The 19,139-nt window shown below is 70.9% G+C and carries 21 protein-coding genes and 1 pseudogene; 10 read left to right on the top strand and 12 right to left on the bottom strand.

Annotated elements, in window-relative coordinates; all coding sequences use genetic code 11:
- The first annotated feature begins 117 nt into the window (after positions 1 to 117).
- The gene (locus tag FHR33_RS04115; protein WP_183643703.1) at positions 118 to 1,191 is read left to right on the top strand and encodes a helix-turn-helix transcriptional regulator; all 1,074 of its coding nucleotides are present in this window, start codon (positions 118 to 120) and stop codon (positions 1,189 to 1,191) included.
- An 81-nt stretch (positions 1,192 to 1,272) separates the two neighbouring features.
- Here FHR33_RS04115 and FHR33_RS52420 read toward each other — a convergent pair whose 3' ends face one another.
- Positions 1,273 to 1,797: a GyrI-like domain-containing protein gene (locus tag FHR33_RS52420; protein WP_183643706.1), complete on the bottom strand. Its 525-nt coding sequence runs from the start codon at positions 1,795 to 1,797 to the stop codon at positions 1,273 to 1,275.
- On the bottom strand, positions 1,794 to 2,582 hold the full coding sequence (locus FHR33_RS04125) for a MerR family transcriptional regulator (protein WP_183643710.1): 789 nt from the start codon (positions 2,580 to 2,582) through the stop codon (positions 1,794 to 1,796). Before FHR33_RS04125 ends, FHR33_RS52420 begins: the two co-directional genes overlap by 4 nt.
- Before the next feature lie 79 nt (positions 2,583 to 2,661).
- On the opposite strand from FHR33_RS04125, the gene FHR33_RS04130 reads away from it, so the two are divergent.
- The 3 genes from FHR33_RS04130 to FHR33_RS04140 all read left to right on the top strand — a co-directional run bounded on the left by FHR33_RS04130 (position 2,662) and on the right by FHR33_RS04140 (position 5,624).
- A complete protein-coding gene (locus tag FHR33_RS04130) occupies positions 2,662 to 3,426 on the top strand; it encodes a MerR family transcriptional regulator (protein ID WP_183643713.1) in 765 nt (254 codons plus the stop codon).
- Between the two features lie 85 nt (positions 3,427 to 3,511).
- Entirely contained in the window at positions 3,512 to 4,915 is a 1,404-nt protein-coding gene (locus FHR33_RS04135; RefSeq protein WP_312895357.1) for an MFS transporter, read from the top strand.
- Between the two features lie 121 nt (positions 4,916 to 5,036).
- Entirely contained in the window at positions 5,037 to 5,624 is a 588-nt protein-coding gene (locus FHR33_RS04140; protein WP_183643716.1) for a TetR/AcrR family transcriptional regulator, read from the top strand.
- Here the strand turns inward: FHR33_RS04140 and FHR33_RS52425 are convergent.
- Positions 5,624 to 5,780: pseudogene (locus FHR33_RS52425) on the bottom strand (DNA-binding response regulator); the annotation flags it as partial. The gene FHR33_RS04140 and the pseudogene FHR33_RS52425 sit on opposite strands and share 1 nt — an antisense overlap.
- 468 nt (positions 5,781 to 6,248) lie before the next feature.
- Between FHR33_RS52425 and FHR33_RS04150 the strand changes: the two are divergent.
- Together FHR33_RS04150 and FHR33_RS04155 are read left to right on the top strand one after the other, a co-directional pair.
- Positions 6,249 to 6,389 carry a hypothetical protein gene (locus FHR33_RS04150; protein WP_246451656.1) on the top strand — a complete coding sequence of 47 codons (141 nt, stop codon included), beginning with the start codon at positions 6,249 to 6,251 and terminating at the stop codon, positions 6,387 to 6,389.
- A 102-nt stretch (positions 6,390 to 6,491) separates the two neighbouring features.
- Positions 6,492 to 7,319 (top strand): SRPBCC domain-containing protein, encoded by an 828-nt coding sequence (locus FHR33_RS04155; RefSeq protein ID WP_183643719.1) that lies wholly within the window; start codon positions 6,492 to 6,494, stop codon positions 7,317 to 7,319.
- Here the strand turns inward: FHR33_RS04155 and FHR33_RS04160 are convergent.
- A complete protein-coding gene (locus FHR33_RS04160) occupies positions 7,294 to 8,340 on the bottom strand; it encodes a DUF4037 domain-containing protein (RefSeq protein ID WP_221240922.1) in 1,047 nt (348 codons plus the stop codon). The two genes, FHR33_RS04155 and FHR33_RS04160, sit on opposite strands and share 26 nt — an antisense overlap.
- A 172-nt stretch (positions 8,341 to 8,512) precedes the next feature.
- On the opposite strand from FHR33_RS04160, the gene FHR33_RS04165 reads away from it, so the two are divergent.
- Positions 8,513 to 8,848, top strand: a complete 336-nt coding sequence (locus FHR33_RS04165) for a DUF3817 domain-containing protein (protein WP_183643722.1) — start codon at positions 8,513 to 8,515, stop codon at positions 8,846 to 8,848.
- Here the strand turns inward: FHR33_RS04165 and FHR33_RS52430 are convergent.
- The 3 genes from FHR33_RS52430 to FHR33_RS04180 form a co-directional block, all read right to left on the bottom strand.
- Positions 8,806 to 9,549 (bottom strand): GNAT family N-acetyltransferase, encoded by a 744-nt coding sequence (locus FHR33_RS52430; protein ID WP_183643725.1) that lies wholly within the window; start codon positions 9,547 to 9,549, stop codon positions 8,806 to 8,808. The two genes, FHR33_RS04165 and FHR33_RS52430, sit on opposite strands and share 43 nt — an antisense overlap.
- The gene (gene purB / locus FHR33_RS04175) at positions 9,546 to 10,976 is read right to left on the bottom strand and encodes an adenylosuccinate lyase (protein WP_183643728.1); all 1,431 of its coding nucleotides are present in this window, start codon (positions 10,974 to 10,976) and stop codon (positions 9,546 to 9,548) included. The genes FHR33_RS52430 and purB overlap by 4 nt, the downstream gene beginning before the upstream one ends.
- A gap of 91 nt (positions 10,977 to 11,067) precedes the next feature.
- Positions 11,068 to 14,277, bottom strand: a complete 3,210-nt coding sequence (locus FHR33_RS04180; protein ID WP_183643731.1) for an efflux RND transporter permease subunit — start codon at positions 14,275 to 14,277, stop codon at positions 11,068 to 11,070.
- A gap of 112 nt (positions 14,278 to 14,389) precedes the next feature.
- Between FHR33_RS04180 and FHR33_RS04185 the strand changes: the two genes are divergently transcribed.
- The 3 genes from FHR33_RS04185 to FHR33_RS04195 all read left to right on the top strand — a co-directional run bounded on the left by FHR33_RS04185 (position 14,390) and on the right by FHR33_RS04195 (position 16,829).
- Complete coding sequence (locus FHR33_RS04185) at positions 14,390 to 14,866, top strand: MarR family winged helix-turn-helix transcriptional regulator (RefSeq protein ID WP_183643733.1); 477 nt, start codon at positions 14,390 to 14,392, stop codon at positions 14,864 to 14,866.
- Between the two features lie 221 nt (positions 14,867 to 15,087).
- The gene (locus tag FHR33_RS04190; RefSeq protein ID WP_183643736.1) at positions 15,088 to 15,900 is read left to right on the top strand and encodes an aminoglycoside 3'-phosphotransferase; all 813 of its coding nucleotides are present in this window, start codon (positions 15,088 to 15,090) and stop codon (positions 15,898 to 15,900) included.
- Positions 15,901 to 16,043: 143 nt separating this feature from the next.
- Positions 16,044 to 16,829 (top strand): GNAT family N-acetyltransferase, encoded by a 786-nt coding sequence (locus FHR33_RS04195; protein ID WP_183643739.1) that lies wholly within the window; start codon positions 16,044 to 16,046, stop codon positions 16,827 to 16,829.
- Between the two features lie 57 nt (positions 16,830 to 16,886).
- Here the strand turns inward: FHR33_RS04195 and FHR33_RS04200 are convergent, their stop codons facing one another.
- The 5 genes from FHR33_RS04200 to ilvE all read right to left on the bottom strand — a co-directional run bounded on the left by FHR33_RS04200 (position 16,887) and on the right by ilvE (position 19,091).
- Complete coding sequence (locus FHR33_RS04200; RefSeq protein ID WP_183643742.1) at positions 16,887 to 17,075, bottom strand: hypothetical protein; 189 nt, start codon at positions 17,073 to 17,075, stop codon at positions 16,887 to 16,889.
- 146 nt (positions 17,076 to 17,221) lie between these two features.
- Positions 17,222 to 17,353 (bottom strand): hypothetical protein, encoded by a 132-nt coding sequence (locus FHR33_RS51555; RefSeq protein ID WP_281388143.1) that lies wholly within the window; start codon positions 17,351 to 17,353, stop codon positions 17,222 to 17,224.
- Positions 17,350 to 17,538 carry a hypothetical protein gene (locus tag FHR33_RS04205; protein ID WP_183643745.1) on the bottom strand — a complete coding sequence of 63 codons (189 nt, stop codon included), beginning with the start codon at positions 17,536 to 17,538 and terminating at the stop codon, positions 17,350 to 17,352. The genes FHR33_RS51555 and FHR33_RS04205 overlap by 4 nt, the downstream gene beginning before the upstream one ends.
- A 243-nt stretch (positions 17,539 to 17,781) precedes the next feature.
- The gene (locus FHR33_RS04210; protein WP_183643748.1) at positions 17,782 to 18,150 is read right to left on the bottom strand and encodes a cupin domain-containing protein; all 369 of its coding nucleotides are present in this window, start codon (positions 18,148 to 18,150) and stop codon (positions 17,782 to 17,784) included.
- Positions 18,150 to 19,091, bottom strand: coding sequence for a branched-chain-amino-acid transaminase (gene ilvE / locus FHR33_RS04215; RefSeq protein ID WP_183643752.1), 942 nt, complete (start codon positions 19,089 to 19,091; stop codon positions 18,150 to 18,152). Before ilvE ends, FHR33_RS04210 begins: the two co-directional genes overlap by 1 nt.
- Positions 19,092 to 19,139: the final 48 nt, after the last annotated feature.

Consider the following 19,139-nt stretch of genomic DNA (forward strand, 5'->3'; position numbering starts at 1 on the left):
CTCCATCCCCTCGGGCGGGTGAGCGGCGGGCGTCGATCCCCCTCAAACGAGGGGTTGGCCCGGAGCGGGAACATGGGGCAGGCTCACCGGGGGTCCGGACCACAGGCAGGAGGCTCGATGAGTGATCGGCTCCGTCAGGCCGAGGTGATGTCGGCCGCCGAGCGCGCCGGTGACGCGCTGGAGCTGTTCAGCCGCGTCTCCGACAGGCTGCGGCGGCTCGTTCCCTACGACGCGGCCGTGTGGACGGCCACCGACCCCGAAAGCGGCCTGGTCACCGCGCCCATGCTGGTCAACAACCTCGGCTCAGGTGAAGGCTGTGCCGCCTACTGGGAGAGCGAGCTCCTGGAGGAGAACGTGCTCGCCTTCAGGGATCTGGCCCGCGCCGCCGTCCCCGCGGCCGGTCTGCGCGCGGCCACCGGCGATCTGCCCGCGCGCAGCGCACGCTTTCGCCGTCTGCTCGGGGCCCAGGGCGTCGATGACGAGTTGCGCGCGGTGCTGCGGATCGGCGAGCGGCCGTGGGGTGTGGTCAGCCTGTTCCGCATGCGGCCTGGCTCGGCGTTCGGCCAGGAGGAGATCGCGTTGCTCGCCGCTCTGTCCGGGCCGCTGGCCGAGCGGCTGCGCCGGTTCGCTCGTCCGTCCGGTTCGGGTGGCGCGGCACGCGCGCCGGCGCCCGGGCTGCTGTTGTTCGACGAGCACGGCGAGGCCACGTCCATCAACGAGGAGGCGCGCGGCCATCTGGCGCTGCTGCCGCAGGGCCCGTCCGTCCCGTCGGCGCTGGGGCTGCGGCTGCCCATCTGGGTGGTCGGCGCGGCCATGCAGGCCAGGGCGATCGAGCAGGGCCGCGATCGGGGCAGCGCCAGGGTCCGTATCCGCACCGTCGACGGTCAGTGGTTGACCTGCCACGCCTCATGTCTCAGCGGCCCCGGTGGCAGGCCGGGTCCGGTGGCGCTCGTCATCGAGCCCACGGCTCGGGTCGAGGTGGCGTTCATCGTGGCCCAGGCCTACGGTCTGACACCGCGCGAGCTTGAGATCGCCCACCTGGTCGCTCGAGGGCTGCCCACCGCCGAGATCGCCGCGGCGTTGTTCCTGTCTCCGCACACCGTCCGCGGCTATCTCAAGGCCGTCTTCGGCAAGGCGGGCGTCTCCAGCAGGGGCGAGCTCGTCGCGCGGCTGTTCGCCGAGCGCCACTGAACCCCGGGGCGGGCCCCGGTGGGGGACGGTACGGCGGCCGTCCCCTCTACCGCCGCGCGGCCTGAGGCGATCACGGGTCGATCACGGGGCGGTCGCCGCGCTCCTGACCGGCTGGCGCAGCACGGTGCGCATCGTGGCGGGGTCGCTCTCGCCCAGGTCCGACAGGTACACCTCGTGGTGCAGGCCGTTGACCACCAGATCGTGGGCGTCCATGTAGTCCTGCATCGCCGCCAGCGTGAGGTGCTCGTCGCTGTGGGGGCCCTCGTGCAGCGCTTCGACGCACTCGCCCTCGGTGAAGGTGACGACCTGCACCCGGTCGACGGCGGCGCCCGAGGGGCGCGCCGCCTCCCTCGCGCGCTCCATCTGCCCGTCGGCCGGTACGGCGGGCAGCGGCAGGTGCAGGTGCCAGCGCCACTGCTCGCGCGGCACCTGAAGCGCGGGCCGCTCGTCCTCCACCCACCAGCGGCCTTCCAGCGGGCCGAAGGGGACGTTCATGGCGGCGGCGACGGTGTAGAGCGCGGTGATGGCCGAGGTGTGCTCGCCGCCGCCGGGTTCGCCGAGTCCTGAGACGGTCAGCGCGGTGACGGGCCCGTAGGTGGTGATCACTGGTCTTCCTCCAGGGGGATCTGCAGATGGGTGATGAGCTGGTCTGCGGGGGTGGTGGCCGGGTCGCTGGCGTAGACCTCCCTGAGCGGGCCGTGCACGGGGTGGTTGCGTTCGGCGCACCACGACAGCAGGGCGTGCGCGGTCAGGGAGATCTGGTCGTAGGGACCGATGTGGGTGGCCTGGGCGAAGCGGCCTCCCGGCAGGAGGCGGCTGGTGGTGCCGGTGACGGGCGCGTCGCTTTCCAGGGCCACCTCGACGGTGAGGGGTTCGTTCAGGTCGACGGGGAACAGTCCGATCAGGCGGGGCGCGGCCTGCTGGAGATGGGCGTGCTGGAGACGGGCGGCCAGGAGCCTGGCCACGCACGCGGAGGTGGCGCGGCCCACGTCCAGGTCGTCGGCGGCCTGTTCGCTCGTCACCGCCACCAGGCGGGCGCTCTCCTCGACCATGCGGACCTGGGCCGACGGCAGCCCGTCGGCCATGACCTTCTCCAGGGCGGCCAGGGTGCGGCGGCGGCGGCGCAGTTCGCTGTCCAGGTCGTCGCGGACCTGGCCGAGCGCGCCTGCCGTACCCGACAGGACCTGCGCGATGACCGCGAGCGGCACGTCCAGTGACCGCAGCAACCCGATCGACATGGCCTGGCGGGCCTGGGAGGGGTGGTAGTAGCGGTAGCCGGTGTCGTCGTCGACGTGGGCGGGCGGCAGCAGGCCCAGGTCGGCGTAGTGGCGCAGCTGTTTGACGCTGAGCCTGCTGAGACGGGCGAACTGCCCGATTGGCAGGAGGTCCATGTCTCAAGGATGGGCTCTCCCTCGGCAGGAGAGTCCAACCGGTTGACCCTCACGGTGGGTGAGGGTTCATGCTGGAGGGATGAGTTTGACGGTGGGGCGGGTGGCGCGGCTGGCGGGGGTGACGGTGCGGACGCTGCACCACTACGACGAGATCGGCCTGCTGTCGCCCTCCGAGCGCACCCAGGCGGGCTACCGGCGTTACACCGACGCCGACCTGGAGCGGCTGCAGCAGGTGCTGTTCTACAGGGAGCTCGGGTTCGGGCTGGAGGAGATCACCGCGATCCTGGACGACCCCGGCAGTGACGAGATGACGCACCTGCGCCGCCAGCGCGAGCTGCTCATGGCGCGCGCCGACCGGCTACGGGACATGGTGGCGGCGGTGGAGGTCGCGATGGAGGCGCGGACGATGAACATCACGCTCACGCCTGAGGAGCGCTTCGAGGTGTTCGGCGGCTTCCGTCCCGAGCGGTACGAGGCGGAGGCGCAGCGGCGCTGGGGCGGCACGCGGGAGTACGCCGAAAGCCGCCGCCGGGTCGCCTCCTACACCAAGGACGACTGGCTGCGGCTGCGCGATGAGGCGGCGCTGATCACCGAGGAGCTGGTGGCGGCGATGAAGGCGGGCCTTCCCGCAGGCGGCGAGGCGGTGATGGAGCTGGCCGAACGGCATCGCGAGCACATCAGCCGCTGGTTCTACGAGTGCACGCCCGCCATCCATCGCTGCCTGGGCGAGTTGTACGTCGGCGACGCCCGTTTCACCGAGACGTTGGAGTCCGCGGCGTCGGGCCTGGCGGCGTATCTGAGTGAGGCGATCGAGGCCAACGCAGACCGGCGGGAAGGGGCGTGAGCGTGGCCCGCTTAGAGAACGTTGCGTATCCAATAGCTGGGGCGTACGTTCCTTAGAGAACGAACCGTCTTCTCAAGGGGGCGTCGTGCGCGGATCGGTCACCGCCGTCCTGCCGGGCCTGCTGGTGGCCATGCTGCTCGGCGCGCTCGACCAGACGATCATGACGCCCGCGCTGCCGGCCATCGCCGCCGACCTCGGCGACCTGGCGCAGATGCCCGCCGTCGTCACCGCCTACCTGGTAGCCGCCACCGTCGTCATGCCCGTCTACGGCAGGCTCGGCGACAGGTTCGGCCGCAAAGCCGTCATGCAGGCGGCGATCGGGCTGTTCGTCGCCGGAGCGCTGTTGTGCTCACTGGCCGCCTCCATGCCGCAACTGGTCGTCTTCCGGGCGCTGCAGGGCGTGGGCGGCGGCGGCCTCATGATCGGCGCGCAGGCCGTCATCGGTGAGATCGTCAGCCCCCGCGAACGCGGCCGCTACCTCGGCTTCATCGGCGCCGCCTACGTGGTGGCGGCCGTCGGCGGGCCCCTGCTCGGCGGGTTGTTCGTCGACCACCTGACCTGGCGGTGGATCTTCGTCATCTATCCGCCGCTCGGCCTGCTGGCCTTCGTGCTGCTCACCCTCACCCTCCACCTGCCGCGCCCCTCACCCGCCTCGCGCCCGCCCCTCGACTACGCCGGAACCCTCACGCTGGCGGCCGCGGTGATCGGCGTCGTCCTGCTCGGCCAGACCCGCCAGCCCGCCTGGCTGCTGCTCGCCCTGGCCGCAGCCGCCGCCTGGCTCGTCTCCGCCACCAGGGCCGCCGACCCGGTCCTGCCGCTACGGCTGTTTCGCGACCGCGCCTTCTCCGTCCCGGTGGCCATCAGCTTCCTGATCGGCTTCGCCCTGTTCGGCACCCTCACCTACCTGCCCTCCTTCCTGCAGATCGCGCTCGGCGCCGCAGCCGCGCATGCCGGCCTGGTGGTGACCGCGCTCATGGCCGGCGTGCTGGCCACCACCGTCGTCTCCGGCCGCCTCATCACCAGGACCGGCCGCTACCGGCCCTACCCGATCGCGGGAACCGCGATGGCGGCCGCGGGACTGGCGCTGCTGGCCGTGCTGTCGGCAGGGCTCGGGACCGGCGCACTGAGGCCGGGCGCGGCCGTGGCCGCGCTCAGCGCGGCGATGGCGGTGACAGGGCTCGGCGTCGGGCTGGTCATGCAGGTGATGGTGCTGGCCGCGCAGAACGCCGTCGGCTACGCCGACCTGGGCGCGGCGACCTCCGCTGTCACCTTCCTGCGCCAGATCGGCGCCTCGGCCGGGGTCGCGGTGGCCGGCACGCTGATCACCTGGCGGCTGGAGAGCGCACCCTCGCAGAGCGCGGCGCTCGGCGAGGCGATGCCGCTGGTGTTCGCCCTGATGGCGCCGCTGCTCGGGGTGGCGTTCGCGCTGGCGCTCGTCCTGCCCGCCCGCCCGTTGCGCACCACCGCGCATGTGCAGGAGCCCGCATGACTTTCGTGACAGCCTCGCAGGAGCTCCGAGCAGGAACCGCGCACCGGCCGGCCGGTGACGTGGACGGCTCCACCGCAGCCGCGCCCGCTTCCTAAGATCAGGGCATGGTGAGGATCCAGGCATGGTGACCGACCACCGCAAGCAGCCCAGGCGCAGAGGCGAGGCGCTCAACGCCGCCATCTTCGAGGCCGTGCTGGCCGAGCTGGCCGAGGTCGGCTACGCCAGGATGACCATGGAGCGGGTCGCCGAACGAGCAAGGACGGGCAAGGCGTCGCTGTATCGGCGCTGGCCCAACCGCATGGAGCTGGCGATGGAGGCCGTCTACCACGCGATGCCCGACCCTGCCTGCCCCGCGCAGACCGGCAGCCTGCGCGGCGACCTGCTGACGCTGCTGCGCAGCCAGGCCGAGCTGCTGGCCGGGCCCGCGGGGGAGGCGCTGCGCGGGCTGCTGTCGGAGGTGCTGTCGGACGCCTCCAGAATGGCCGAGCTGCGCCGCCTGTCGCACGGCAGCAGCAGGCAGGCGATGGGCGAGGTGGCACGCAGGGCCGTCGAGCGGGGCGAGATCGAAGCCTCGGCGGTGACGCCGCGCCGGCTGGAGGTGGGGCAGGCGATGCTGCGCCACCAGTTCCTCTCGCACGGCGTGCCGATCGCCGACGAGGTGATCGTGGAGATCGTGGACGAGGTGCTGCTGCCGCTGCTGTCGCGCTGAAACCCTCCGGGCGGCGATGCCGGCGACCGAGCAGCCTTCGCCGGTCACCCGCAGCACGTCGATCTCGCGGTCGGTGAGCGGGCAGTCGTCGATGACGGCGAGGGCGGAGACATCCGGGTCGATCCATCGCCCGCCCGCGTGCAGGGTCTTGATGACCGAGCAGCTGGGCGATGACGAGGGGGCCCACGATCGAGATGCTGTAGAAGGCCGACCTGCCGTCGACCACCAGCACCCCGAGGCCCCTACGGCCGCTGCGGCGATGAGGCACGGAAGCGCGACGCGGGAGATGTCGCGCGCCGCCCGCCGGACGAAGACCACCAAGACCGCCACCACGCCCAGCCCCAGGACCAAGGCCTGCCACCAGGTACGGGCGTCGATCACCACCACCAGCGCCCCCACGGCGGCGAGCAGGGGTAGGAACATGACGAGATTGAGCGTGCGCAGCCGTCCCCGCGTCTTCTCCGTGTGCTCCCGACTCGTGTGTTCCGGTTTCGTGGGCGCCCTCACCCCTCCCCCCGGCCGCCGGAGCCGCAGGCCGAGCCGCGGCACCGCCAACGCGCCCGTCACCGGGCAGAGCGCGACGACGACGGCCGAGTCGACCGCCGCCACAACACGCGCCGAGATATGGGGTCCATGGTCGCCGAGATGATGCGCCGCAGCGGGTCGATCTGGCCCGCCGTGGCCGTCCACACCGTCAACAACCTGGCCCTGCCGATGCTGGTGCTCCTCACCGCAACCACCGGGCCGGCAACGGCGGCGGGCTGACATGCCACCACGGTGAGGCGAACGCGCGCGGACCTGAGGTCCTCACGGTCGACGGCGAGCGGTTCGCGGCTGCCCGCCGCCGGCGGCGGGTATAGGCCCTGCATGAACATCCAGTCCCTGGACAGCGATCTGGGCCGCAGCGTCCTGCGGATGGAACGCCCGCTGCCGCACCCCATGCACGCGGTGTGGCGGGCCCTGACCGACCGCGCCGTGCTGGCCCGCTGGTTCCCCGCCGACCTGCGCATCGACGACCCCATGCCGGGCGGCAAGGTGGTCTTCGACTTCGGCGCAGGCGAGCGCGCCATGATCGGGATGGTCACCGACTTCGAGCCGCCCCGCCTGCTGGCCTACACCTGGGAGGGCGACCACCTGCGCTGGCAGGTGCGCCCAGGGGCGCTGACGCTGGCCCACACCTTCGACGACAGGGCGGGCGCGGCCAGCTTCGCCGCGGGCTGGCACACCTGCCTGCGGATCCTGGCCGCCGAACTGGCCGGCCAGCCCGCCCCCGAGGCGGAGGACACCGCCGAACTGCACGACGCCTTCGTCAACGAGTTCGGGCTCGACGAGCCGGAGTTCGGCCCCGACTCGGTGCGCCTGGAACGCCAGCTGACCAGGAGCGCCGAACTGGTGTGGCGGGAGCTGACGGCGGGCCTGCAGGTGCGCGCCGACGGCCCGGTCCCGGCCGGCTTCACCTGCGAGCCCATCCCCGCGGGCAACGTCGCCGAGGTCGAGCCCGAGCGCAGACTCCTCTACTACACCCCCGACGGCACAGTGGCCTGGGAGCTGGGCCAGGGCACCGGGCAGGGCGCACGCCTGGTCCTGACCCACAGCGGAACCTCCGCCGCAGGACGTGAGCTGGCCGCCTCGGCCTGGCGCGAACACCTGAGGCAGCTGGCCGACCGGCTCAGGCGGCTGCCGGCTGAAGGGTGAGCACGGCGGCGGTCACCGCTCTGGCGCGGGCCGGATGGGTGAGGATCTCGACGCTGTCGCACATCTGGTCGACGCTGCCGCACAGCGCAAGCGCCCGCACCTGCGGGTCGCCGATGGACTCCAGCAGCGCCTCGGCCAGGCGTCCGCCGTCGATCACCTGGAAGGGCCGGTCATGGAAGGGCCGCACCGACGTCTCGACGGGGCCGGTGAGCGCGATCCTGTTGTGCACGGCGGCCAGCCGCTCGTAGGCGGCGCTGAGAGCCGCCTCCCGATCCCGCCAAGTGCGGGCGGCCAGCGCCGCCCCCAGGGCCTCGCCGAGCTCGGCGGCGCCCGGCAGGCGAGCCAGCGCGCTGCCGAGCCACTTGGCGTAGGGGGGATAGCGTCGCCGTTGCAGCAGCGCCAGCCGCATCACCTCCCTGACCAGCCGCCCGCCCAGCGTCGCCGAGCCGAGCTCGTCGCCCACCTCGGCGCACCGGCCGGGAAAGGACTCCTCCTGCCCGATGCGCTGCCACTGGCAGGCCAGCACGTACCGCCACAGGTCGTCGGGATACCAGCGCAGCGCCGCCCGCACCCGGTTCAGCTCCTCCAGCCCGTCGTGGAAGACCTCCCCGCACGTCACCTCGGCCAGCGCCTGCCACGGCGCCGACAACCAGTCCAGCGGCGTGATCGGCCCCCGCGGGTCGAAGCCCAGCCGTGAGCTGAGCCAGCCGCCCAGCTCGGCCACCCGCACCCCGTGACGCACCTGGCCGTGCTGGGCGAACACGGTCGGATAGCCGCGAAAGAAGGAGGGAAGTCCCGCCTCGACCGCCGCCTCGGCCTCGGCGGCGGCGCCGGGCGGCACGAACAGCAGCACGCGAGGACCCCAGTCGTGGTCGGCGCTGCGCTGGGTGTCGAAGGCCAGCACCTCCGAGCCGGGACCGATCAGGGCGGCACTGTGCGGGATATCGGCGACGAGCGGCGCCACCACGTCGGCGTAGTAGGCGCGGCTCAGCTCAAGACCAGGAACAAAACCGGACATCATTCGTTCAACTGTGCCTGAGCGGTCCCGGAACCTCACCCGGTTTTCTCCCCCGCCGCCCAGAGCAGCCGGGCCGCCCGGCAGGCCTCCCTGCAGGCGGCCCGGATGACCTGGCGGCCCACCCTGCCCCTAGGCTGGCCTGCGCACCACCACACCAGCGAAAGGGTCGCCTCCTGTGCTCCGCCTGTTCCGCGCCGTCGCCATCGCCGAAGCCTGCTCCTGGGTCGGCCTGCTGGCCGGCATGTACGTCAAATACATCGCGCAGGCCGGCGAGCTCGGCGTGAAGATCTTCGGGCCCGTCCACGGCGGCCTGTTCGTGCTCTACCTCGCCGCGGTGCTGCTGCTGGCCCGCCAGGAGGGCTGGAGCAGAGCCACCACCGTGCTCGGCCTGGCCTGCTCGGTGCCGCCGCTGGCCACCGTCTGGTTCGAACGCCGCCAGCAGCGCCGAAGGAGCCACCAGGGCGAGCCTCAGACGGCCACCTCGGTCGCCGCCACCGGCAGCCGGCGATAGCCGAGCCGCTCGTAGACGGCCAGCGCGGCGGCGTTGTGGTCATCGACCATCAGCGCCGCCCTGCCGTGCGCGGCCACCAGCCTGCCGCTCAACCACCTGCACACCCGCGCGGCCAGCCCCCTGCCCCGAAGGGCGGCGTCGGTGGCCACCCCCGCCAAGAACCCGACCGACGGCGCGCTCCACGCGTCAGCGGCCACGGCCGCCAGCCTGCCCTCCACCCGCAGCCCCGCCCACCGCGTCACCCCCGGCCTGCCGGGAGCGGCATAGGAGTCGGGGGCGTGGACGGCCAGCAGCTTGGAGATCTCCTCATCGAAGGAGCCCTCCAGCCACGACACCCCGTCGGCGGGACCCACCGGCACATGGTCCAGACTCATCCAGGAAAAGCCCGCCACCCACCGCAGCGGCTCGACCTCGGCCACCACGCGCCGCATCAGCTCCGCCTCACCCAGCGGGCGAAAGCCGGGGCCCACCTCGGCCAGCGCGTGCCGTACCAACGTGGCGGCCTGCGCCGGCGCCCCCCACACCGCCAGCCTGTCACGCAGCGACACCCCCGGGCCCGCGGCCACCACCGCCTCGCCCGACGACTCCCGAACAGCCCACGCCCTGGCGCCGCCACGCAGATCCTGAGCCGCCCACACCACCAGGTCGTCGTCGCCGCACGCGTCCGCCACCTGCTCCAGCGAGGTCAGCTCGACGATCACAGGATGGCGCCGGGCGCGTAGCCGGCCGCCTGCGGGTAGCGGGCCACGATCTCCCCCACCCGCTGCGAGACCGACTCGACCTGGTCGGCCGCCGCGCCCGTGAAGGAGACCCTGTCGGCCAGCAACGCCTGTAGCTGCGCCTCATCCAGCGGGAAACGCTCGTCGCCGCCCAGCCGCTCCAGCAGCCTGTTGGCCTGCCCCTGCGAGCGCATCGCCAGCGCCGAGGCCACCGCGTGCTCCTTGATCAGCTCGTGCGCCTGCTCGCGGCCCACCCCGGCCCGCACCGCGGCCATCAGCATCTTGGTCGTACCCAGGAACGGCAGATAGCGATCCAGCTCGGCCGAGATGACCGCGGGGAAGGCACCGAACTCGGCCAGCACCGTCAGCATCGTCTCCACCAGCCCGTCGAAGGCGAAGAACGCGTCCGGCAGCGCCACCCTGCGCACCACCGAGCACGACACGTCGCCCTCGTTCCACTGATCGCCGGCCAGCTCACCGGTCATCGACGCATACCCGCGCAGAATCACCGTCAGGCCGTTGACCCGCTCGCACGAGCGGGTGTTCATCTTGTGCGGCATCGCCGACGAGCCGACCTGCCCCTCCTTGAACCCCTCGGTGACCAGCTCGTGCCCGGCCATCAGCCGGATCGTCTTGGCCAGCGAACTCGGCGCGGCTGCCAACTGCACCAGCGCCGTGACCACCTCGAAGTCCAGCGAACGCGGATAGACCTGCCCCACGCTGGTGAAGCGCCGCTCGAAGCCCAGGTGCGCGGCCACCTGCTCCTCCAGCGCCGCCAGCTTGGCCCGGTCGCCGCCCAGCAGGTCGAGCATGTCCTGCGCGGTGCCGACAGGACCCTTGATGCCGCGCAGCGGGTAGCGGCCGATCAGCTCCTCCAGCCGCGCGAAAGCCACCAGCAGCTCGTCGGCCGCCCCGGCGAAACGCTTGCCCAGCGTCGTGGCCTGCGCGGCCACGTTGTGCGAACGGCCCGCCATCACCGTCGCCTCGTGCTCCTCGGCCAGCGAGGCCAGCCGCGCCAGCAACGCCACCGCCCGATCACGCACCAGCAGCAGGCTGTCGCGGATCTGCAACTGCTCGACGTTCTCGGTCAGGTCACGCGAGGTCATGCCCTTGTGCACGTGCTCATGCCCGGCCAGCGCGTTGAACTCCTCGATGCGGGCCTTCACATCGTGCCTGCTGACCCGCTCCCGCTCGGCGATGGAGGCCAGATCGACCTGCTCGACGACCTTCTCGTAGTCGTCGATCGCCTGCTGCGGCACCGCGACGCCCAACTGCGCCTGCGCCCTCAACACCGCCAGCCACAGCCGCCGCTCGGCGACCACCTTGTACTCGGGAGACCACAGGCGGGCCAGCTCGCCAGAGGCGTAGCGGGCGGCCAGAACATTGGGGATCAACGGCTTGGACGTCACGTTGCCCCAGTGTATGGGGCCCGCCCCCCGCACATGCGAAAGGGGGGGCGGCCCCGCAGGAACCGCCCCCCTCATCGTTCACGCTCCGGCGCTAGGCCGGGGCGCCCACCTTCTCCTTGGCGTGCGCCGGCGCGGCCGGAGTGCGACGCAGCCGCTCCTTGGTCCGCTCCACCATCGTGTACAGCGTCGGCACCAGCACCAGCGTCAGCAGCGTCGAGGAGATCAGCCCGCCGATCACCACGATCGCCAGCGGCTGGGAGATGAACCCGCCCGAGCCCGTCACCCCCAGCGCCATCGGCGCCAGCGCGCCGATCGTGGCCACCGCGGTCATCAGGATCGGCCGCAGCCTGCGCCTGCCACCCTCGATGACCGCCTCCACCACGCCCATGCCCTGCTCGCGGTACTGGTTGATCAGGTCGATCAGCACGATCGCGTTCGTCACCACGATGCCGATCAGCATCAGCATGCCGATCAGCGCGGGCACACCCATCGGCGTCCCCGTCGCCAGCAGAAGCCCGATCGCGCCCGTCGCCGCGAACGGCACCGACACCAACAGGATCAGCGGCTGCACGAAACTCCTGAACGCCGCCACCATGATCATGAAGACGATCGCGATCGCCGCCACCATCGCCAGCCCCAGGTCGGCGAATGCGTCAGCCTGATCGGCCGACACCCCGCCGATCGTGTACGCGGCACCCGCCGGCAGCGCCAGCGCGTCGAGCTTGGCCGTCAGCGTCTGCGTCACGCTGCCCAGGTCGCTGGCGGCCGCCTTGGCCGACACCGTCGCCGAACGCTCACCGTCGATCCTGGAGATCTGCGTCGGCCCGTCCACCTGCGACACCTTCGCCACCTGCGACACCTTGATCGGCCCGACCTTGAGGTCCTCGACCTCCTCCACATCCGCGGGCGCGTCGTCGCCACGCAGGATCAGATCGCTGGCGATGCCGTCCAAAGTCAGCTGACCCAGCGGCGCGCCACGGAAGGCCTGCGCCACCGCCTGCCCGACCTGCGCCTCGGTCACGCCCTTCTCGGCGGCCTTCTCCCTGTCGACGGCCACCTCGATCCGCGGCGCGCTGCCCTCCAGGTTGGAGGAGACGTCACGCAACTGCGGCAGCTCACCCATCGCCGCCTTCACCTGCTCGGCCGCGCGGCCCAGCGTCTGCGAGTCCGGCGCCTGCACGATCACGTCGATGGAGTCGGAGGCGAAGCCGCCGCCGCCCTGCCCGCCGACCGTCACCTCACCCACACCCGACAGCTCCTTCAGCTCGGCACGCAGCCGCTCCTGCAGCGCCGCCGTGTCCGCGCCCTCCTCGGCCGTCAGCGAGTACGACACCCGATCGGCGCCGCCGCCCGTGCCGCCCATCATGGCGTTGCCGCCGCCGACGTTGACCTGGTAGGAACGCACACCCTCCAACCCGGCCAGCACCCGCTCCACCTTCTTGGCCGCCGCGTCGGTCGTGGCCAGATCCGTGCCCACCGGCATCCGCTGGCTCACCGAGATCGTGTCCTGGCCCGAGGAGTCGATGAAGTTGGTCTCCAGCCTGCCCGCCAGGCCCATCGTCGCGGCGAAGACCACCACACCGATCAGCACCGTCACCAGACGGCGACGCGTGGCGAACCGCAACACCGGCAGGTACATGCGCTGCAGCGGGCTGCGCAGCTCCTTGGCCTCGGCCGCCTCCCTGACCGCCCTGGCCTCCTCAGGCTCCAGCGCCGGCGCCTTCAAGAACCAGTAGGCCAGCACCGGGATGACCGTCAGCGACACCAGCAACGAGGCCAGCAGCGCCACCGTCACCGTGACCGCGAACGGCGCGAACAGCTCACCCACCATGCCGCCCACGAACGCGATCGGCGCGAACACCGCCACCGTCGTCAGCGTCGAGGCCGTCACCGCGCCCGACACCTCACGCACCGCCGCGGTCACCGCCGTCCGTTTCGGCTCTCCGTACCCCAGATGCCGCTTGATGTTCTCCAGCACCACGATCGAGTCGTCGACCACCCGGCCCACCGCGATCGTCAGCGCGCCCAGCGTCAGCATGTTCAGCGAGTAGTCACCCGCCCACAACGCGATCAACGCGATCACCACCGACAGCGGGATCGACACCGCCGTCACCAGCGTCGAGCGCACCGACAGCAGGAACACCAAGATGACCAGCACCGCGAACGCCAGACCCAGCAGACCCTCGGTCGTCAGCGACTCGATCGAACGCTCCACGTACGGCGCCTGATCGAAGATCACCGTCACCGCCGCGCCACCGAGCGCCGCCCCCAGCTCCGGCAGCCTGTCGCGTACGGCATGCGAGATGCTCACCGCGTTGCCGTCCGGCGTCATCGTCACCGACACGCCCAGGCTCGGCTCGCCGTTGGTCCGCGTCAGTGTCGTGGCCTCGGCCTTGCGCCGCTCCACCTTCGCCACCTCGCCCAGCTTCACCGGCTTGGGCGGCTTCGGCGCGACAGCAGGCGTGGCCGGGCTGGCCGGGTTCGCCTGCGGCCGGCCGGGCTGGGCGAACTGGCCGGTGGGCCTGGCCGTCTGCTGCTGAGAGGCCTGCGGCGCAACCTGCTGCGGCGCGGGCGTCAGATACAGGTCCTTCAGCGCCTCGATCGAGTCGACCCGCTCGCCCACCTGGACCGTCAGCGACTTTCCGTCCTCGCTCAGCGTGCCGGCCGGGACCGGCGTGCCGTTCGCCTTCAGCACCTCAGGGATCTGCGCGGGCGACACACCCTTCTTCGCCATCTTCTTGGCGTCGGGCGTGATCACCACCTCTTCGTCCCTGGCGCCGGTGACATCGGCCTCGCGCACCCCCTCGATGCCCTGCAGCTCCGGCACCATGACGCGGCGCAGCCTGTCGGCCATCTGCCGCTCGTCACCGCCGTCGCCCACCGCCAGCACCAGCACCGGGATGTCGTCGGTGTTGCCCGCCACCACCTGCGGGTCGACCCCGTCGGGCAGCGGAATACGGCTGACGGCCTGCTGCATCTTGGCCAGCGAGTCGTCGATGTCGGTGCCGTAGGCGAAGGCCACCTGGATCTGCGCCATCCCCTCCTTCGACGTCGAGGTCATCTTCTCCATGCCGTCGATGCCGGCGAAGGAGTCCTCGATCGGCTTGGTGACCAGATCCTCGACGATCTCAGGCGAGGCCCCGGGATAGGGCGCGACGACGAACGCGCCAGGGAACGACAACGACGGCAGCAACTGCTGCTTGAGCTGCGGAATGGTGAAGGCGCCGAACGCGCTCAACACGATCGCCACCAATATGACGAGACTTCGGTTGGCGAGGCTCAACCGGGCCAGAGCAGTCATCCGGTCCTCACGGGGGAAGCGACAAAAAGAATTCGCCTCAGACTAACACTTCGCCTTGAGCGAATATTTAACTGACCATGTCTTTCCTGATAACCTTCTCAGGAAGCGAGAGGTGAGAGTGGACGACGAACGCGAGACCCTGATTCGCCAGATCAGCGAGACCCAACGCGGCCTCGGACGACTCCTGGCCCAGGACCGCTCACCCCTGTTCGACTCCAACCTCACCATGCGGCAGCTCAAAGTCGTCATCCTCCTGTCATGCACAGGCTCCGCCTCAGGACAGGAACTCGCCGGCAACCTCGGCGTCGGCCTCGGCACCGTCACCGGCATCGTCGACAGACTCGTCGGCCACGGCCTCGTCACCCGCCACGAAGACCCCCACGACCGGCGCGTACGGCGCGTCCAGCTCACCGACGCCGGCCGCGCCCTCGTCGAAGAGATCAACGACGCCGGGCTACGCAACTACCGGCGCATCATGGAGCGGCTCGACCTCGACTCCCTGCGCTCCCTGGCCGACATCACCGCCAAGATCGCCGCCATCGCGGCCGAACTCCCCTTCCCCCGCCACAACACCACCGCGGCCCACTGAACCTCCCCAACACTCCCCCATGGCGTACCTCAGGCAACGTTGCAGGAAGAAACGACCGCGAGGACCACACCAACCCCATGAACACCGCCACGCCCTGACGAGACGCAGCAGCGAGCCGACCTGACACCCGCCACCCACGGCCACCGAGGCATCGCACCCGTAAAAGCCCAGCTCGAAACCCGATAGCGCCGACGCCGCGACCCTGCAAGGATCACGTCGTCATGAGCCGCCCCCACACCTCCGAGATCCCCACCGGCCCCGTCACCGTCCCCCACATCGTCACCACCCTCGCCGGCGACGACACCATCACCCCCGTCTGGCGCAACGCACTCGGCGGCCTCACCTTCCGCCTCGACAACCCGAACGGCACCACCAGATACGCCAAATGGGTCGCCACCGGCACCCCCGAGATCGACCTGCCCGCCGAAGCCCAACGCCTCGCCTGGGCACAGCGATGGGCCACCGTCCCACCCGTCATCGACCACGGCACCAACCCCGACGGCGCCTGGCTCCTCACCGCCGCCGTCCCCGGCCGATCAGCCATCGAACCCCGGTGGATCGCCGACCCCGCCACCGCCACCGCCGCCATCGGCCGAGGACTACGACTCCTCCACGACGCCCTGCCAGTCGACGACTGCCCCTTCGACTGGAGCGTCCAACGACGACTCACCCGCGCCGACGAACGCCTCACCAACGGCGAAGGCCCAGCCGACTGGTTCCCCGAACACCACCACCTCGACCCCGAACACGCCCGCGCACGCCTCGCCGAACCACCCCCGATCGACCGCCTCGTCGTCTGCCACGGAGACGCCTGCGTCCCCAACACCCTGCTCCACCACGACGGCACCTTCGCCGCCCACGTCGACCTCGGCTCACTCGGCGTCGCCGACCGATGGGCCGACCTCGCAGTGGCGGCCTGGAGCACCGAAGAGGACTACGGCCCCGGCTACGACGGCATCCTCTACGACGCCTACGGCATCGACCCCGACCCCGAACGCATCGCCTACTACCGCCTGCTCTGGGACCTGGCCTAACCCGCCCTCACCTTCCCCCAAAGGAAAGGGGAAGGACCAGCCATGCCGGCTACGACTCACCCTCATGATCCTCGGCGGCCTCCACGACATCACCCGGGACCAACCATGACCATCCACGCCATCACCACAACCCCGGAACACCCATGAACCCCCACGAGACCCTCGCCCTCTTCGACGACCAGATGCGCCGCCACGCCCAACCCGACGACGCCCACGCCACCCTCCACCTCACCGACGGCGTTCTACGCCAGACCAGCACCCGCCAAGGCTGGAACGGCATCCTCTGGAGCGACCTCGACCACACCACCGCCGACACCGCCATCGCCAACCAGATCAGCCACTTCGCCGCACTCGGCCACGACTTCGAATGGAAGCTCTACGCCCACGACCAGCCCACCGACCTCGCTCAACGCCTCCTCGCCGCAGGCGCCAACCAAGAACCCACCGAAACGCTCATGGCCGCCACCATCAGCGACCTGCCCACCACCACCCCGCCACCCGACGGCATCCACCTGCACCCCGTCACCGACCCCGCAGGCGTCGACCTCATGATGCAGGTCCACCAGCAGGCCTTCGACACCACCGCCACCCACATCAAGCACCGCCTGCTCACCCAACTCGCCGAGGCACCCGACACCGTCGCCGCCGTCGTCGCCATGGCAGGCACCCGCCCCGTCAGCGCCGCCCGCCTCGACATGCACCCCGGCACCCACTTCGCCAGCCTCTGGAGCGGCGGAACCGTACCCGACTGGCGCGGACGCGGCCTCTACCGGGCTCTGGTCGCCTACCGCGCGCGCATCGCCGCCGCCCATGGCTACCGCTACCTGCAGGTCGACGCCTCCGACGACAGCCGACCCATCCTGAGTCGTCTCGGCTTCATCGCGCTGACCACGACCACGCCGCATCTGTTTGTTGTTGAAGGTCTTTAGTCCATTAAGGATGGGTGACCGAAGGTCGCCCCGCCAAACGCCTTTACAAAGTAGATTTCAAGCGTCGGAGAACTTCGGGAAGCCGGCCGATCGGGACAGAGCACGGTTGATCGCCTGGTCGCCCTCGTGACCGCCACGCACAGGTCCCTGGCCGACTTGCCGCAGGATCTCCTCGGGGTCCACCACGACCACCCAGTCACACTCCAGACCGCCAACGAAGCAGATCCACATGCGAGGAGTCGTCATGGCTGCGACTCTGAGCGGATCTTCTCCCAGCCGCCATCCTCGCCGATGCTCCTCCCCGGGGCCCTCCGCTCGGGTCGGCATCACCAGACGCCAAGGAGCTCTGAGTGACCGGGAGGCCGGTCCCCTCGGCCCGCCCCGGCGCCGAGTCAGGCTGTTGGCGAAGGCGGCTCGTCGTCGGTGGTGCCCCAGGCAGTCCCGCGGTGGGGGTGGACGCCGACGACGGCCGGCGGCGGCAGGTCGTCGAGTTCCGACAGCTCCCGCCATGGGTCCTGGGTCACCTCCAGATACCGCAGTCCTTCGGCTCGGTCACCGTGGCAAGGTCGGCGACAGGCCGGACATGTTCCCCCATGGATTCGGCCGCGCCCCAGCACCATCGTCCAGCGCCGAAGCCCCGGTCTTCACGATGCTCGGTATCAGCGACCGGCATCTGGACCACTACCGCGATCTTGCTCCAGCGCGACATGTGACGCTCCTTCGCCTGTTACCGGCATCGGGGGCACGCCGCGATCCAACCGATACGGCCAAGTCGGGTGGGCTCTGTGTGTGATCACTTCAGGAGGCACTACCAAGCCAACCACTGAAAGTAATAGTACATGTACATATGGCGACATTTGCGGCTGTGGCTGATGCGGGGTGTCGGCAAGAAGCGTGACGCGCTTCTTGCCGACACCCCTTCTATGAAGGATGCCCGGAGCTGTGGCCGGCCTCAGTGCGGGGAGGGCCAGCGCGGCGTGGCCGGGGCCGCCTGTTCGAGCTCGGCCCAGTCGTCCCGTACCGGGGCGAACACCTCCACCACGACCGCCCCCTCCGGACCTGCCTGGGCCTCATGGGGAACGTGCGCGAGGATGCGCCACGTACCACCGGGCCCGAGGCCGCGGGTCTCCTGGCCCACGCGGAAGGTGAGCGTGCCCTGTAGGCACAGGCCGATCTGTTCGTTGACGTGGCGGTGCTCGGGGACGAGGCCGTGCGGGGGCAGCTCGACGACGGCCAGGGTGAGCTGCTCGCCCTGGACCACCCGGGCCAGGACGTCCTTCCAGATCCGGATGGGCGGGATGGCGTTCAGGTGGGTCAGCATCAGGCGGCTCCGTACACGGGTGTGGTCCATTCGGGATGGTGGTCGGCATCCTCACGGCGGCTGATCGCCTGCAGCAGGCGCTGTACGGCGAGCGTCGTCTCGCCCGCGTGCCCGTCTCCGACGGGCCGGCCGTCCACCTCGACGACCGGGGCGACGAGCACGGCCGTGCCGCACAACAGAGCCTCGTCACAGGAGTAGAGCTCCGAGCGGTGCACGCGCCGTTCCTCGACGAGGGCACCGGTGATCTCGCCCAAGAGGTGCATGACCTGCCAGCGTGTGATGCCGGCGAGGATGTCGTCCGTGGCGGTGGGGGTGGCCCAGCGCTCGCCGGTCCTGATCAGCACGTTCGAGGTGGTGGCCTCGGCCACGTAGCCGTCGCCGGTCAGCATGATGGCCTCGTCGAAGCCGTTGCGCAGCGCCTCGGTCTTGGCCAGGGCAGGCCCGACGTAGCTGCCGATCACCTTGGCCCGGTTGGGCACCGCGGCGTCGCCGGTCCTGCGCCAGGCGCTCACCATGCAGCGCACGCCGCGCCGGTCGATGTAGTCGCCCGGCATGGGGGTGGCGGCCAGGTACAGGCGCGTGCCGCAGTCGTGCATCCGGACGGCCAGTTGCTCGTCCGCCTGCAGCAGGAGGGGGCGCACGTAGGCGTCGGCGCGCACGTCGTTGCGGCGCAGCAGCTCGGTGGAGAGGCGGGTCAGATGTTCCGGATCGTACGGCAGCTCCAGCCCGAGGATGCGGGCCGAGCGCGCCATCCGCTCGTAGTGGGCCCGCGCCTCCAGCAGGTAGAGCTCCTGGTGATCCGGGTTCCAGCAGGCTCTGATCCCTTCGAAGGTACCCGTGCCGTACGAGACCGCATTGGCCAGGACGCTGAGTCTGGACTCCTTCTCCGGCACGAACGCGCCCTCGGCGTAGACCTCGGCGTAGGGGGTTCCGAATCGCATGCCGCCAGAATGAACGAGCCCTTCCGTTAAGGACAATCGACAGCTTCT

It is taken from the genome of Nonomuraea dietziae (assembly GCF_014195505.1).
Classification (GTDB): domain Bacteria; phylum Actinomycetota; class Actinomycetes; order Streptosporangiales; family Streptosporangiaceae; genus Nonomuraea; species Nonomuraea roseola.